Below are 15343 nucleotides of genomic sequence, written 5' to 3' on the forward strand. Positions count from 1 at the left end.
TTGCGCCATTTTTGTATTCAAACATAAAAATTGGACTGATGATTTTTAGTCATCAGTCCAATTTATTATAGAGCCAATTGTTCATGCTTCCTTCAAATTCATACGTCGATTATTTAGAAACGACTTCTTCACCATTGTAAGAACCACAGTTTTTACATACGCGGTGAGATAATTTGTATTCGCCACAGCTTGGGCATTCAGTCATACCAGGTACTGAAATTTTGAAGTGAGTACGACGTTTGTTTTTTCTAGTTTTAGACGTTCTTCTTTTTGGTACTGCCATGATATATCCTCCTTAATATTAAACACATATCTTAAGTGTTAGGTCATTAAATCATTATACAATAATTTAAAACAACCTGCTATTACTCTTTATCGTATAATTGTTGTAATTTTTGAAGCCTAGGATCAACTTGTTGCGTTTGGGAATTATTATTGTCTTTTTCTTTTTCAAGTTCGATCATTTGATCTTCGTCAATAACTTCCCAACCATTACCTTCTGTAAGCATTTGATCGCTATTCTCAGAATATGCTCTCATCGGTTTCTCAATGATAACCAATTCTTTAGCAATGTTTCGAATGTTAATCATACCATCAGTCGCTAGATGATAATGTTCATCTTCTTCAACTTCTTCATCGGTATAACTATCATAACCTTCTAAATCAAATATTTCAGATGTACGCACGTCTAAAGGAACTTCTACAGGTACAAGCGTACGTGCACAAGGCATTGTATACGTTCCAGTTAAATGCATATCTGCAATAACTTCATTTGATTTAACGGTTAATTCACCTTCAACATTGATTTCTGATAAATCAATCAAGCCTAAGGGTTCTATTAAATGTTCAAAATTCGCCGTTTGATTAAATTCAAATGGTTTATCTTGATATTTTCTTAATTGCGTTATTGACCATTTCATATGGCTTCACCTCTAACAAACACAAAATTTATTTTAACTTTACAAGTATAAGTTGTCAAGATTTTTTCTTAACATACTTTCTTCTGTTACAATACTAATAATGAATACTGAGAGGATGAATTGCAAATGAAAAGTGTTGGACTGATTTCAGAATATAATCCATTCCATAACGGTCACTTATATCATGCCCAACAATCTAAGATACAGTCTAATGCTGAAATCGCTATTGCAATCATGAGTGGCAATTTCGTTATGCGTGGCGAACCCGCAATCTACAACAAATTTTTACGTACTAAGATGGCTCTATCAGGTGTTGATTTAGTCGTTGAACTCCCAACCATTGCCAGCCTATCATCTAGTGATTATTTTGCAACATTTGCAATTAAAGTCGCTCACTATTTAGATATTGATACGATCGCATTTGGCAGTGAAATTGATAATCTTGCACGCCTTGAAAAGGTAGCAACAAACATCAACGCACTTGAGCAGTCATCACTTTTTCAAGATTTAATTAAGCAAGGCAAACATTATGCCAAAATTATTGATGACTTGGTTGAAGACCCCGATGTCTTACGCTCACCGAATAATATACTAGGTGTCGCATACATAAAGGCAATCAATACCATTGATCCGACGATTAATAAAATTGCTATTCAACGCCAATCTGCCACGCATCATGATCAAGACATTAAACATGACACATTTGCAAGTGGCTCAGCTATAAGACGGGCCTTAATAAATAACAATCATATTTGGAAGGATGTTGTACCATCCAATATAACTTGCCTATATGAGAAACCACACCTTTTAAAGCAACAGACATTTAATTTTATTAAATATAATATTTTGAGTCGTTCTTCTACAGAATTGTCACAAATTTATACAATGTCCGAAGGCTTTGAACACCGACTTAAAGCAAATATTCAAAGTGCACCAGATTTTGACACATTGATGTCATTAGTTAAGACCAAGCGTTTCACATATACGCATATTCAACGTGTATTGATGCAATTATTGTTGAACATAAAGAAAGATGCGTTCAAAGAGGATATTGAGGCCGTACGTATTTTAGGAATGACACCTCAAGGCCAACAATATTTAAAGTGTTTAAAAAAGAAATTCCCAAATCGTTCTTATGTGACAAATGTAAATAAGAAGACGGCCACTTTATTTGAAAATGAAATTAAAGCGACACATATTTATAATTTAATATCTGGTAAGGAAGCTAATGATTTTAATACACCTGTTATAATTAACAAAGATGACTAGAAATGAGAAAAGCTTAATCAAAATAACTTCTCAGTTCTAGTCATCTTTGCGGGGGTGGGACGATGAATCTAAAAAAGAATTCTGTCTCACTCCCTCAACTATTATTTTTTAAACTTTTCTTTCAAAGCTTTCTCTACATTAGGTGGTACAAAATCTGAAATATCAGCTTTATATTGTGCCACTTCTTTTACAACGCTTGAACTTATAAAAGAGTAGTTCGTACTTGTCATCATATACATCGTCTCTACATTACTATTTAATTTCTTATTCATTGATGTTAAACGTAATTCGTACTCAAAATCACTAACTGCTCTTAGTCCTCTAATGATTGTTTGAGCACCGATTTTATCACAAAAATCTACTAACAAGCCGTTATAATTATGTACTTGAACATTAGATAAGTGTTTAACAGATTCTTCTATTAATGCCATTCGCTCATCAATATTAAACGTTCCAGTTTTATTACTATTCTTTAGCACACAAATATGCAATTCATCAAAGCGCCCTGCACTACGCTCGATAATATCAATGTGTCCATATGTAATAGGATCAAAACTACCTGGAATGACTGCTTTCGTTTTAGCCATTTTGCTCTCCTTTTTCTAATAACAAAGTATCAGTAAGACCATAGTGATATTGTTTAATCACTTTGAATCCATTTGTGTTGATTTGTTCATGGTTGCTAAACTCACAAATGATGATACCATTTTCTTTCAATAAATTAAACTCTGCAATTTGCTCTAAAGCTTTATCAATCAAACCTTTATTATATGGAGGGTCAAGAAAAATATAGTCAAATTGAATCTCTCTCTTATTTAGAGCTTTCAATGCACGATCAGCGTTATTTTTATAAACTTCAGATTGATCACGTAAATCTAATTGTTTTAAATTAGCCTGAATAACTTTAACAGCTTTAAAATTTTGGTCTACAAAAATCACTTTTTCCATACCACGTGATAATGCTTCTATACCTAATGCGCCACTTCCAGCGAATAAATCTAAACCTAATCCATGTACTTCTTGTAAGCTATTAAATATACCTTCTTTCACTTTATCCATAGTTGGACGTGTATTACGACCTTCTAAGCTTTCTAAGACTTTACTTTTATGTTTTCCAGCAATAACTCTCATCTTGACTTACACTTCCATTTCTCTAGGTAATTTATTATAATTTGTTGTAAAAAGGAGAAGGATTATATTATGAAACAGTCATTTATCGTATTGGGAGAAGGATTAACAGATTTATTTGAATTTAATACCTTAATAGAATACAACCATCTCCGAATAAATAAAATTGTATACTTTCATACACCACAATCTTCAAAACAACTTTCATCTGTTGCAATGATTATGAATCCAACTTCAGGTAATCATTTCCAAGCTATGTACATCATGCTTGATGCGCTTAAATATCCATTTCCTAACAGTAATAAAAAATTTGAACTCATTAATAATCAAGCAAATCAATATAATGTACCTATATTCGGAATAGATGTACAACCACCAGAAGCATTCCACACGTTAGACCAATACTTCAAGTATTTGATAAGTGTATTACGACTTCAAAATTGGATTCCACCTATGCAATAAAATTATAGAATTTCATGTTTTTCTTTTTCATAAGTTTTTTTCAAATATTTATAAGGTGATCCGTCTATATCCACAACGTATTTTAGTTTCATTAATATATGAACAATAGCATCTGCGTCATTCTCATTAACGTATAATACAACATATTTACGTTGCTTATTCGTATAAATAATATGCCCATACTTTCTAATTTGACGCTCATGCTTAATATGTTTTAAATAGACAATCAAACTCACTCTAGGAATTAATTCCATACTATATACACACTCCATTTATTATGCATAATAACTATACCACGACTATTAATTTTATAAAATCCTTTAAACCCATGAACTGCATACTTGAGTATTAAATATCTATTTACTTTTGCGTTAGTGTGAATTTTGGTACGCTTAATTCAATAATAACAAGGAGGCATTATTAATGACGATCAAAAAACGATGGGTTCTTAATTTAAGTTTAGCGAGCGTTAGTTTTTTGGGTAGCTTATTTTTTATAAATAAAAGTAGTAAAGCAGATCAAACTAAAGAAATCCCTAAATTCTTTAATGGTAAGGCACCATACATTTTTGCACATAGAGGCGGCATGGCAGTGAGACCTGAGCAAACACAATTGGCATTCGATAACGCCGTCGCTAACAACTTAGATGGTTTTGAAACGGATGTTCGACTTACTAAAGATGAAAAACTAATTGTATTTCACGACGCCACTGTAGATCGTACTACAAATGGTTCAGGCAAAGTAAGTGATCATAGAGTTTCAGAATTAAAGCGTTTAGATGCTGGTTATCACTTTAAAGATATTAATGGCCAATTTCCATATCGTGGTCATCAAAAAGCAAAAATTTTAACTTTTGATGAGCTTTTAAAAATGTATCCTAATATGTATATTAATGTTGATTTAAAAGATGCACCAGATAGTTATGAAGGAACAGTTGCGCCAACAAAAATGTATGAAGATATTATTAATAATCAGGCACAAGATCGCGTACTTGTAACTAGCTTTTACAAAGAACAAAATGTTCGCTTTAGAGAAATAAGTAAAGGACAAGTTGCTATTGGAGCAAGCCAAAAAGAAGTTGCTGAAGGGTTTATCAAATTTAATTTAGGATTAGGGAATAAGTATCAACCTATTGCTGATACATTTCAAATGCCGACCCAATTCAAAGGTATTCCATTAACCTCTAAACGTTTTATTCAATGGTTAAACTTATTAAATATAGTGCCTGGATTTTACGGAATTAATAGCACTGACTTGATGACTGATTTATATCATAAAGGTGTTCATACATTAGTAACAGATCGCCCAGATTTGGGTAAACAATTCAAATCAAGTCTCAATATTGAGAAATAAACGCGCTATAAAGTAAAAGGAGAAAGAAATCAAATGCATTACGATTTCTTTCTCCTTATTTTATGACAAACTACAATTACAAGTGCCACCTGTCGCACATCCATCATGACCTGTTTTGAAGAATGGATTTCCCGCTTCAATTTTCACATTTTTCGAAACTGAAAATGCTATTTTACTTACTACTTCATCAATTAAATTTTGTAGCGCTACCTCTTTAGATTTGTAATCCATGACGACTGGTAACATTTCATAAGCTCTTTTACGTCTTCTTGTTTCTAACATAACCTTTTGATAATCAGGATGATATTTCCCAAAACGCATAACTTCATCATAAGCAACTTTAGATTTCAAAAAAGCCTGATACATAAGATGTGCTTCATCATCATTGTTTAGCATCTCTTGTGCTGCGCGAAAATCATGATAAAGTTCAGATTGAACAATCATATCCGATAGTCCTTCTATATCATCAAGAATTGACATTGTTTCTTCTGTATACAATGTATGGTTCCCCCTTCCATAAGTAGATTATTTTTCCAAGAAAATAAGTGAATAATAGTCTTTCGTAACTTCTCCACCCATTTCCTCATACTTAGTATTCAACATTCTAGAACGGTGCATATCAGAATTCATCCAACTATGAATTAGTGTCGGCACATCATCAAAATCATATCCGACATTTTGGCTTGTAGAAATAAATGAAATGTTTTCATTGCTTAATTGGCTTTTCAAAGCATCCTCAGTAAATTCAACATCATTAGAACCTGTTGCTTCATATAAGTTTACTGATGCAATGTGAGCTATATCTGAATTGACTTTTAGTGGTTTAATATTTTTTAACTTTCTCATCTCATTCGTAATTTCATATAGCGTCATTAATTGATTAGGATTTTGTTCATAAGGAAGATTATCTTTCTTAGCTTTATCAAAATCTTCTTCATTATAGTTATCATCAGATTCATTAGCTAAAGGATATGGCTTAAGAAATGCTAGTGCCTCTTTATCAAGAAAGCGAATACCCATAATTTGATTCGATTGCTGATCCACATAAACCTGTGCATAAACATTTCCATATTTAATCAATGTTTGCGTTTTTATATCTTCATCAGATAATTCGAAATTATAACTTTGACCATTCACTTTAATAGAAGGATCCGGGTTAATACTTGTATTTTCAAAAATATGTGATGCACTCTCATTAATTTTTAAAGGTGCAACATTAGCATTGTTTCCCGTTGCATAAACTGATTTTATTTTATTCTCTTTAGTTGAAACAATATAATATTGTTCATCTTTTTTAAATACGTAATTCATATAGTGCCCTTTAAATGGATATGTACGACTTGCTTGACCGTATTTATCAGTTAAATCATCTATATCTTTACCAATCCAAGTACCTACGCCCTCTTTTGGTGATGGATTTTCACTGGTGTTATGAGTCTTAGGCGCTTGTTCTGAATGATTAGTTGAAACAGTTTTATTTGGATTTTCTAATACATCAAATTTAAGTCTTGGTGAGTAAAATAAATATATAAGAAATAATACTAAAAATATTACACCTAAAACCTTAATTATTAATTTTGCCATCTTTCACCCACCTATTTTGAATTATATCTATTGTACAAAATAACTATTTTATTAATCAAGACATCCTACTTAGTATTACTACTTTTACCAAGTCATCCTTTTACAAATAAATTGATATTAATGTTACAAAAAAGACTAAGACAATGATGTCTTAGTCTCAATCAATTTGTATTTAATTTGTTACGCTAAATTCGATTATAATCCTAATGTTGCTTTAATTAGTGAAGTCGTTTCTCCACCCGGGTAAAATACATATAAAAGTAAGTAAACTGCTACACCAGTGATAGCTGTAAAGAACCATATAACTGATGCAATTGGACCTGCTTTTCTATGCCATTTAAATTTATCTTTATATGCTGTAATAATTTGAATTAACCCTAGAACGCCACCAATTGTAGCTAAATTAATGTGGAAAATTAAGAAAATTTTATAATATGTTCTAACTGAGTCTGGTCCCCCGAAATCTGTATTACCTATAAAAATAGTTCTTGATGCATAGATAATAAAGAAAGTTAATGCAAAGATTGCTGCCCATAACATTGTTTTCTTGTGCTTATCTATATCTCTATGCCAGATTTGCCACCATCCAATGGCAACAAAGATAGCACTAATCACAATACAACTTGTACTAATCGTCGGTAGAATTGGTAAATTCATATGTTTCATCCTTATTTAATTTGTATATTTTAAATCATTTTTATCAGTGAGATAACAACAACTAAAACGAAAAATACTACTAAATAATTTAGGGAGTAAATAAACATTTTTGTTGCCCATTTAGTTTGATCTGTCGCTTTCTTAAAAGAAGTTAAACCAACATATAGCCAACCTAAATTAAGCAATGTAGCTAATACTACAAATGTTGTCCCGAGACTTGATAATAGAAATGGTAGTGGAAGTAAAAAGACTAACCATATAAACATACTTATTCTAGTACGTTTAAATCCTTTAACAGATGGTAACATGGGTATATTAGCTAATGAATATTCATCACTTCGCTTAATTGCTAGAGCATAGAAATGAATTGGTTGCCAACAAAAAACAACTAAAAATAATGCAATTGCAATAAGACTTATATTTCCATCAATAGCAACCCAACCAATTAATGGTGGTACTGCACCCGGAAAACTCCCAACTACTGTGTTCCAAGTTGTATGTCTTTTAGACCAAATTGAATAATAAGACACATAACCCACAATGCCGATGAGTCCTAGTACACCTGATGGTACATTTAATAAGAATAAACAAGCTTCTCCTAATAACATCATACCAAAACTTAAAATTAATAAATTTTTATCTGAAATTCTATCATTAACTGTCGGTCTATTTTGCTTACTTGGCATTATTCGATCAATATCTTGATCATAATAATTATTTAATGCACAAGCGCCACCCATAATTAATGTTGATCCAATCAACATTAATAGAATTTGAGGTATTGACGATAGGAAGGAATGATTGCTCATCACAACAGCTAACCAAGCACCTGCAAATGCAGGAATTAAGTTACCTTGAACTAAACCCATCTTGATAATTTGTTGTAACTCTTTAAACGATACACGGCTCGATGGTTGTGACAAAGTTTGCTCTTTGCTCATGATCCCCCTCCTTAAAATTTTCATATAATACTATGATATAGCAATTACTAAAAATTGACTAGTTTATATCAAATTTAATTGTGACACTTTAACGACATTCTACTTCACTAATTTTTTGTTAGTTCCTATTGTTGTATAATTATTTTAATAATAAAATTGTAATAAAAATAGACATTAATTAAGAGCATTCAGTACTAATTAATCTACACTGTCAAAATACTCTTGATTAATGATGGGGTGTATAACATTGTTTAACAAACGAAACCTTAAATGGTTATCTGTATTAGCAACTATCATAATGGCATTCGTACAACTTGGTGGTGCATTAGTTACTAAAACTGGCTCTGAAGATGGATGTGGATCATCTTGGCCTTTATGTCACGGTGCATTACTCCCTCAAAATTTACCTATCGATACAATTATCGAATTAAGTCATCGTGCCGTCTCTGGTTTATCATTAATCGTTGTACTGTGGTTAGCTATTACAGCATGGAAACATATTGGCTATATTAGAGAGGTAAAGCCATTAGCAATTATCAGTATTGCATTTTTACTAGTTCAAGCATTGATTGGTGCAGCAGCTGTCATTTGGCAACAAAATTCATACGTATTAGCACTGCACTTCGGTATATCTTTAATCAGTTTCTCTTCAGTGTTTGTTTTAATGCTTATCATTTTTGAAGTCGATAAAAAATATGAAGCTGATGAACTATATATCAGAAAGCCATTAAGAAGATTAACATGGATAATGACAGGTATAGTATATTTAACGATTTATACTGGCGCTTTAGTTAGACATGCAAAAGCAAGTTTAGCATATGGAGGCTGGCCTTTACCTTTCCATGACATCATTCCACATACAGAGCAAGATTGGGTACAATTTGCGCATCGTGGTATGGCATTTATAACGTTCTTCTGGATAATGATAACGTTTATTCATGCAGTTAAAAATTACTCTGAGAATAGAACAATTCGATATGGGTATACAACTGCATTTATCCTTATCATCTTACAAGTAATTACTGGGGCTCTATCTGTAATGACTAATGTAAATTTATTCATCGCACTTTTACACGCTTTATTTATCACAATATTATTCGGTATGATAGCTTACTTTATTATGTTAATGCTACGTACGATTAGAAGTGAAAAAATCAAATAACCTATTAGTATAAAAGGAGATGTGAATGGTTCATTCACATCTCCTTTTTAATTAAAAATTTTATTAACGATGACGTTTATAAATATTAATTACTCCATTGAATCAATCTATTCAAAATTCAATATGAAATCTATTAATTAGCTTATTTTTTAAAATGAATTTTGATTTTAATCTGCTTTTTCAATTTCAATAAGTAAGTCCCCTGTTGCAATCGCATCGCCATTTACAACCGTTACTTGTTTTATAGTTCCATTGAATGGTGCTTGAATCGTTGTCTCCATCTTCATCGCTTCTGTAATTAATAAAGGTTGGTTTACTTTTACTTCTTCACCAACTGTAACTTTAACTTCAGTTACCGAACCAGGCATTTGAGCACCAATATGACTAGGATTTGATTTGTCAGCTTTAGGTTTCAAGTTCGTATTTGTTTTAATATTTTCATCTTTTATAGAAATACGACGTGCTTGACCATTCATAACATAATAAATTGTTCGATAACCATTTTCATCCGGCTCACTAATTGTTTCAAGTTTAATAATTAATCGTTTACCAGTATCAATCTCTATTTCAACTGTTTCACCATTACGCATACCGAAGAAGAACGTTGGTGTATCTAATAATGATAAGTCACCATATTGTTGTTTTGTTTGCATAAACTGATCAAATACTTTTGGATATAATACATAACTGATTACATCTTGTTCAGTCACTTCACCATAATCTTTTGCTTCAAGTTCTTGTCTGATTTCATCAAAATTCACAGGATCTAAATACTCACCTGGACGTTCTGTTAGTGGTTGTTGACCTTTGAGGATGACATCTTGCAATTCCTTATTAAAGCCATTGACTGGCTGACCTATATCACCTTTGAAATAAGATACAACCGATTCAGGGAAATCTAACTTATGGCCCTCTTTGATGACTGATTGCTCATCCAAGTCATTTTGAACCATATAAAGGGCCATATCTCCTACAACTTTAGATGATGGCGTTACTTTTACGATATCGCCAAATAAGAAATTAACACGACGATACATATCTTTGACCTCGTGGAAACGTTCACCTAAACCTAAACTTTTTGCTTGTTGTCCTAAATTTGAATATTGTCCTCCAGGCATTTCATGATGATAAATTTCGGTATTAGGAGACTTAATGTCACTTTCAAAGTCACTGTAGTATGGACGTACAGTACTCCAATAGTGACTGAGTTCTTCTAATCCTTCAATATCTGCTCTTAGATTTCGATTAAAACCATTTAATCCATAATACAACGAATTGGCGCTAGGTTGACTTGTTAAACCACTCATTGAAGCAACAGCTGTATCAATGATATCTACACCTGCATCTATCGCTTCTTTATAGATAAGTAGACCATTTCCACTTGTATCGTGTGTGTGTAAATGTATCGGTAAATTTATCGCAGATTTTAATTCTCCGATAAGTTCATATGCTGCTTTAGGTTTTAACAATCCTGCCATGTCTTTAATAGCTAAGATATGGAACCCTTCACGTTCAAGTTCTTTTGCTAATTTTACATAGTATTCAAGTGTAAATACATTTGAACGTTCAGGATTTAATATATCACCGGTATAACAGATTGCACCTTCAGAAATCTTACCTGCATTTTGAACCGCTTCATTTGCAACTTTCATTTGATCTACCCAGTTAAGTGAGTCGAAAATTCTAAAGACATCTACGCCTGCATTCGCACTTTCTTTCACGAACTTTTCAATCACATTATCAGCATAATTTTTATAGCCAACTGCATTTGAAGCACGTAATAATATTTGGAATAAAATATTGGGAATTGCTTTACGTAATCTTTCAAGTCGTTCCCATGGATTTTCTTTTAAAAAGTTGTAAGCGACATCAAATGTTGCGCCCCCCCACATTTCTAAAGAAAAACTATCTTTAAACACTTCAGCAGTTTTAGAAGCAATATTCATCATATCCTTAGTACGAACGCGAGTTGCTAAGAGTGATTGGTGTGCATCACGAAAAGTAGTATCAGTAACCAATACGTCGTTTTGCTCTCGTACCCAATCGGCTACTGCTTTAGGTCCTTTACTATCTAGCAGCTGTTTCGTTCCGTTCAAGGTATTAATTTTACTATGTGGCACTTGTGGTATAGCTGTCGATTCATAATCAGGTTTGAGTCTTTTTTCAACATTAGGAAAACCGTTAATCGTTACATTACCGATATATTCTAACGTTTTAGTACCACGATCTAGAGTCGGTGCAATATTAAATAATTCGGGTGTTTCTTCTATAAATTTAGTCGTATAATCCCCACTGCGGAATTGATCATTACGCATCACATTAATCAGAAACGGAATATTAGTTTTCACACCACGTATACGCATTTCACGAAGAGAGCGTTCCATCTTTTCTTCAGCTTGTTTAAATGTAACCGCATGTGTTGATAACTTAACCAATAGTGAATCATAATAAGGAGATATTTCTGCACCTTGGAAACCGTCACCAGCATCTAAACGTACACCAAAACCACCACTAGATCGATAAGCGATAATAGTACCTGAATCTGGCATAAAGTCATTAGATGGATCTTCAGTTGTTATACGACATTGAATGGCATAACCTAATGTTTGAATTTCTTCTTGTTGTGGCATAGAAACGCGTTCATCAAATAAGTTAGCACCATCAGCAACTAAAATTTGAGTTTTAACAATATCTATACCAGTAATCATTTCAGTTATTGTATGTTCTACTTGAACCCGAGGATTAACTTCAATAAAGAAGAACTCATCCCCTGATACTAAGAATTCTACCGTACCTGCGTTAACATATCTGATATTATTCATTAATTGTAATGCTGCATCACAAATTCGTTCTCGTAATTCTTTTGATAAGCCAACTGAAGGAGCTACTTCCACTACCTTTTGATGACGACGTTGCACCGAACAATCACGTTCATATAAGTGAACAATATTACCATATTCATCCCCAATAATTTGTACTTCAATATGTTTGGGATTATCTATGTATCTTTCAATATATACTTCACTATTACCAAATGACTTTTCGGCTTCAGATTTAGCTCGATGGAATGCGTCTTCTAATTCTCCTTCTTCACGTACGATACGCATCCCTTTACCGCCACCACCACTCGTAGCTTTAATCATTAAAGGAAAGCCAGCTTCTTGAGCAAAGGCTTTTGCTGCTTCAAAGTTTTCAATCGGTCCATCTGTACCGGGAATAACAGGCAATTTAGCATTTATTGCAGTTGTTCTAGCTTTGACTTTATCTCCAAACATATCTAAATGTTCTATATGCGGACCAATGAATTTAATTCCTTCTTCATCACAACGTTGTGCAAATTGTTCATTCTCACTTAAGAAGCCATAACCAGGATGAATTGCATCCACACCAGCTCGTTTCGCCACATCGATGATACGTTCAATGTTCAAATAACTCTCAGCTGGGCCCAAATCTTTGCCCACTAAATAAGATTCGTCAGCTTTATATCTATGTAAAGCATTTTTATCTTCGTTCGAATAAATTGCCACGGTTTTAATATTTAATTCTGTTGCTGCCCTAAATATTCTGATTGCAATTTCGCCACGGTTTGCTACTAATAATTTTTTTATATTTTTCAAAAAAGGCACTCCCCTTTTAAAGTTCGAATATTCTAACTAATTAGATAATAAAATTTTATACTAACTCAAATAATAAAGCTATCTTTATTTATGAAATGTGAGTTATAAAAAAATAGTAAAGTACTAATAATGCTTGAAAATAAGTATTGCATATATACCCTTTTCTAAAACGCATGCTCAGAGTATCATCAGGAAAAATTATCATTAGTCATAACTTTATATTATCACTTTAATAGATAATACTCCACCGACATCGACGTTTTATAATAATTTTCATAAAAATGTAAAAAACCTTTACATGAACTCTAATTATATGTTCATGTAAAGGTATCGTTTATATTATTATCTTTATCTAGTTAAACCAATTTTTTGTTTTTTAGCTTTTTGTGATCGTTTTTCGTCCATTTTAATTTGTTTGGCAACTAGCAATAATAGACCCATTGCGATACTTAAACTTAACATTGATGAACCTCCAAAACTTATAAATGGTAATGGAACACCTGTTAATGGGATAGTTGCTGAAATACCACCTAAATTAACAAACGTCTGACTTCCGATATAACTTGCAACACCTACACAAATTAATTTATAAAAATAAGATGGCGTTTTAGTAGCTAATACGAAAGCGCGATAAACGATAAAGAATAATAAGCAAATTACAAATAATCCACCTACTAAACCAAGTTCTTCACAAATGACTGCGAAAATAAAGTCAGTATGTGCCTCTGGCAAATAGCCAAGTTTCATAATACCATTACCTAATCCGCGTCCAAATAAACCACCATTACCTATTGCCATTAATGAATTGGTCAAATGGTAACCTGTACCAGCTTCAGAACTGAATGGGTTCATTAGGGTACTAAAACGGGCTTTCAAATAGTGTGGCATCATACCGCTTGCTACAAAGAGTAAAGCAATACCAACGAAACTACCAACGATAAGTAAGACGGGTCCTTTGACTATTTTCTGAACACCTATGCCAGCAAAAATAAACATAGATACAATGATTATCATGATGAGCAATGTCTGTCCAATATCACCTTGTAACAATACTAAAAATAGACATACAACGATCAACACAAGTGGTGCAGCGATAACTTTAATCTTCTCTCTTACTTGTGGTAATTTTCGACTGATCACATAAGAAATATATAATATGAATGCAATTTTCAACAATTCTGATGCTTGTAAGTTCATAAATCCAAGATTTATCCAACTCTTAGAACCGTTAATATTTTTACCTACGATAAGTGTTAAAAATAGTAACACGAAGATGATTATCATGATCCACTTCTGTGTTTTCGCTTTTTGTAATATTTTAATATTCAGCATAAAAGCGATAAAGAATACGACAATAAAACTCATAATAACGTATATAAGCTGTCTATTGTAGAAATACGTACCAGATACTTCAAGTCCACCTGTTAGCGTCCCTTTAGTTGCTGCAACCATACTTGCACTATATACCATAATCAAACCAAAGAGACACAAAATAACGTATGTAATTAATAATGGATAATCGATGAACTTAGCAGTTCTACCTATGTATCGAAATATATTTTTTAAATTACTCATAAAAATGATCATCCAATTCTAGATTTTTAAAACTATGGTCAATACTATTACGTTTAAACATAATTTCTGTCTAAACTATTATATACTTTGTGCACATTATTTAACAAATATAAACTGATTAGAGATGCATCTAATTAACTTACAATTTCAGTCTTCAATTTGAAAAAGCGCTTAAAACATAAAATGACTGAAAATATTATAAACATAATATTTCAGTCACTATGGTGAGATAATTTATATGTAGTAAATATTACAATTAACTCAATTTATAAATGAAAAAGCAAATCATTAAAATTCACTTATATATTTAATCGATAGTTATTTTACATTAGTAAATGCTTCATGAAGTTTAGATAATTCTTTTTCTAAACGTAGCATTAAATTTTTGCCGTCTTCTTTATTGACTAAACCAAGTTTAACCGCAAAGTCAACTTCTTTTTGTAAACCAAACATTTGTGTGTCGAGAACTTCTTCATATAACGGGCACGAAGGTAAAGTTAAATTATCCATTTGAACTTTAATTAAATGTAAGATTCTATCAGCATCTTGATTTAATTGCTCATAAGCCACGTTACTCATTTTCGTTTGCTTCGGCATCACATACTCCCCCTATCATTAAATATCTTCATATCAAAAGTTTATCTTACTACTTTTTAAAAAGCAAGTTTATTCAGT

General features: G+C 32.2%; 16 protein-coding genes. 4 read left to right on the forward strand and 12 right to left on the reverse strand.

Going from position 1 to position 15343, the window contains the following annotated elements; translation table 11 throughout:
* Positions 1–109: 109 nt before the first annotated feature.
* Positions 110–283 carry a 50S ribosomal protein L32 gene (gene rpmF / locus AC1RRU_RS09685; protein ID WP_002435373.1) on the reverse strand — a complete coding sequence of 58 codons (174 nt, stop codon included), beginning with the start codon at positions 281–283 and terminating at the stop codon, positions 110–112.
* 82 nt (positions 284–365) lie between these two features.
* Positions 366–920 (reverse strand): YceD family protein, encoded by a 555-nt coding sequence (locus tag AC1RRU_RS09690; RefSeq protein ID WP_016930716.1) that lies wholly within the window; start codon positions 918–920, stop codon positions 366–368.
* Positions 921–1046: 126 nt separating this feature from the next.
* Here AC1RRU_RS09690 and AC1RRU_RS09695 point away from each other — a divergent pair, with 126 nt between their 5' ends.
* Positions 1047–2189, forward strand: coding sequence for a nucleotidyltransferase (locus AC1RRU_RS09695; RefSeq protein WP_016930717.1), 1143 nt, complete (start codon positions 1047–1049; stop codon positions 2187–2189).
* Positions 2190–2290: 101 nt separating this feature from the next.
* On the opposite strand, the gene coaD is transcribed toward AC1RRU_RS09695, so the two are convergent.
* Both coaD and rsmD read right to left on the reverse strand, forming a co-directional pair.
* On the reverse strand, positions 2291–2776 hold the full coding sequence (gene coaD / locus AC1RRU_RS09700; RefSeq protein ID WP_016930718.1) for a pantetheine-phosphate adenylyltransferase: 486 nt from the start codon (positions 2774–2776) through the stop codon (positions 2291–2293).
* Positions 2769–3320, reverse strand: coding sequence for a 16S rRNA (guanine(966)-N(2))-methyltransferase RsmD (gene rsmD / locus AC1RRU_RS09705; protein WP_011276105.1), 552 nt, complete (start codon positions 3318–3320; stop codon positions 2769–2771). Before rsmD ends, coaD begins: the two co-directional genes overlap by 8 nt.
* 69 nt (positions 3321–3389) lie before the next feature.
* Between rsmD and AC1RRU_RS09710 the strand changes: the two genes are divergently transcribed.
* Positions 3390–3779, forward strand: coding sequence for a DUF7147 family protein (locus AC1RRU_RS09710; RefSeq protein WP_011276106.1), 390 nt, complete (start codon positions 3390–3392; stop codon positions 3777–3779).
* Between the two features lie 2 nt (positions 3780–3781).
* Here AC1RRU_RS09710 and AC1RRU_RS09715 read toward each other — a convergent pair whose 3' ends face one another.
* A complete protein-coding gene (locus tag AC1RRU_RS09715) occupies positions 3782–4033 on the reverse strand; it encodes a DUF2129 domain-containing protein (protein WP_011276107.1) in 252 nt (83 codons plus the stop codon).
* Positions 4034–4202: 169 nt separating this feature from the next.
* Between AC1RRU_RS09715 and AC1RRU_RS09720 the strand changes: the two genes are divergently transcribed.
* A complete protein-coding gene (locus AC1RRU_RS09720) occupies positions 4203–5132 on the forward strand; it encodes a lysophosphatidylglycerol phospholipase D (protein ID WP_011276108.1) in 930 nt (309 codons plus the stop codon).
* Between the two features lie 60 nt (positions 5133–5192).
* Here AC1RRU_RS09720 and AC1RRU_RS09725 read toward each other — a convergent pair whose 3' ends face one another.
* From AC1RRU_RS09725 to cyoE, 4 genes are all read right to left on the reverse strand, one after another.
* A complete protein-coding gene (locus tag AC1RRU_RS09725) occupies positions 5193–5630 on the reverse strand; it encodes a YlbF/YmcA family competence regulator (RefSeq protein ID WP_011276109.1) in 438 nt (145 codons plus the stop codon).
* Positions 5631–5657: 27 nt separating this feature from the next.
* Positions 5658–6716: a CAP-associated domain-containing protein gene (locus tag AC1RRU_RS09730; protein WP_493196581.1), complete on the reverse strand. Its 1059-nt coding sequence runs from the start codon at positions 6714–6716 to the stop codon at positions 5658–5660.
* Between the two features lie 195 nt (positions 6717–6911).
* Entirely contained in the window at positions 6912–7373 is a 462-nt protein-coding gene (locus tag AC1RRU_RS09735) for a DUF420 domain-containing protein (RefSeq protein ID WP_011276111.1), read from the reverse strand.
* 29 nt (positions 7374–7402) lie between these two features.
* On the reverse strand, positions 7403–8314 hold the full coding sequence (cyoE, locus tag AC1RRU_RS09740) for a heme o synthase (RefSeq protein ID WP_011276112.1): 912 nt from the start codon (positions 8312–8314) through the stop codon (positions 7403–7405).
* 247 nt (positions 8315–8561) lie between these two features.
* Here cyoE and AC1RRU_RS09745 point away from each other — a divergent pair, with 247 nt between their 5' ends.
* Positions 8562–9476: a COX15/CtaA family protein gene (locus AC1RRU_RS09745; RefSeq protein ID WP_011276113.1), complete on the forward strand. Its 915-nt coding sequence runs from the start codon at positions 8562–8564 to the stop codon at positions 9474–9476.
* A 167-nt stretch (positions 9477–9643) separates the two neighbouring features.
* On the opposite strand, the gene AC1RRU_RS09750 is transcribed toward AC1RRU_RS09745, so the two are convergent.
* The 3 genes from AC1RRU_RS09750 to AC1RRU_RS09760 form a co-directional block, all read right to left on the reverse strand.
* A complete protein-coding gene (locus AC1RRU_RS09750) occupies positions 9644–13093 on the reverse strand; it encodes a pyruvate carboxylase (protein WP_016930719.1) in 3450 nt (1149 codons plus the stop codon).
* A gap of 348 nt (positions 13094–13441) precedes the next feature.
* A complete protein-coding gene (gene ftsW / locus AC1RRU_RS09755) occupies positions 13442–14668 on the reverse strand; it encodes a cell division peptidoglycan polymerase FtsW (RefSeq protein ID WP_016930720.1) in 1227 nt (408 codons plus the stop codon).
* Positions 14669–14986: 318 nt separating this feature from the next.
* Complete coding sequence (locus AC1RRU_RS09760; protein ID WP_016930721.1) at positions 14987–15265, reverse strand: Fpa/YlaN family protein; 279 nt, start codon at positions 15263–15265, stop codon at positions 14987–14989.
* Between the last annotated feature and the right edge of the window lie 78 nt (positions 15266–15343).

This window comes from Staphylococcus sp. GW821-FHT11H10 (assembly GCF_058807855.1).

Excerpts from the sequence above, each read along its gene's own strand:
- rpmF (WP_002435373.1), bottom strand. The coding sequence starts at position 283 with ATGGCAGTACCAAAAAGAAGAACGTCTAAAACTAGAAAAAACAAACGT.
- AC1RRU_RS09690 (WP_016930716.1), bottom strand. The coding sequence starts at position 920 with ATGAAATGGTCAATAACGCAATTAAGAAAATATCAAGATAAACCATTT.
- AC1RRU_RS09695 (WP_016930717.1), top strand. The coding sequence starts at position 1,047 with ATGAAAAGTGTTGGACTGATTTCAGAATATAATCCATTCCATAACGGT.
- coaD (WP_016930718.1), bottom strand. The coding sequence starts at position 2,776 with ATGGCTAAAACGAAAGCAGTCATTCCAGGTAGTTTTGATCCTATTACA.
- rsmD (WP_011276105.1), bottom strand. The coding sequence starts at position 3,320 with ATGAGAGTTATTGCTGGAAAACATAAAAGTAAAGTCTTAGAAAGCTTA.
- AC1RRU_RS09710 (WP_011276106.1), top strand. The coding sequence starts at position 3,390 with ATGAAACAGTCATTTATCGTATTGGGAGAAGGATTAACAGATTTATTT.
- AC1RRU_RS09715 (WP_011276107.1), bottom strand. The coding sequence starts at position 4,033 with ATGGAATTAATTCCTAGAGTGAGTTTGATTGTCTATTTAAAACATATT.
- AC1RRU_RS09720 (WP_011276108.1), top strand. The coding sequence starts at position 4,203 with ATGACGATCAAAAAACGATGGGTTCTTAATTTAAGTTTAGCGAGCGTT.
- AC1RRU_RS09730 (WP_493196581.1), bottom strand. The coding sequence starts at position 6,716 with ATGGCAAAATTAATAATTAAGGTTTTAGGTGTAATATTTTTAGTATTA.
- AC1RRU_RS09735 (WP_011276111.1), bottom strand. The coding sequence starts at position 7,373 with ATGAATTTACCAATTCTACCGACGATTAGTACAAGTTGTATTGTGATT.
- cyoE (WP_011276112.1), bottom strand. The coding sequence starts at position 8,314 with ATGAGCAAAGAGCAAACTTTGTCACAACCATCGAGCCGTGTATCGTTT.
- ftsW (WP_016930720.1), bottom strand. The coding sequence starts at position 14,668 with ATGAGTAATTTAAAAAATATATTTCGATACATAGGTAGAACTGCTAAG.
- AC1RRU_RS09760 (WP_016930721.1), bottom strand. The coding sequence starts at position 15,265 with ATGCCGAAGCAAACGAAAATGAGTAACGTGGCTTATGAGCAATTAAAT.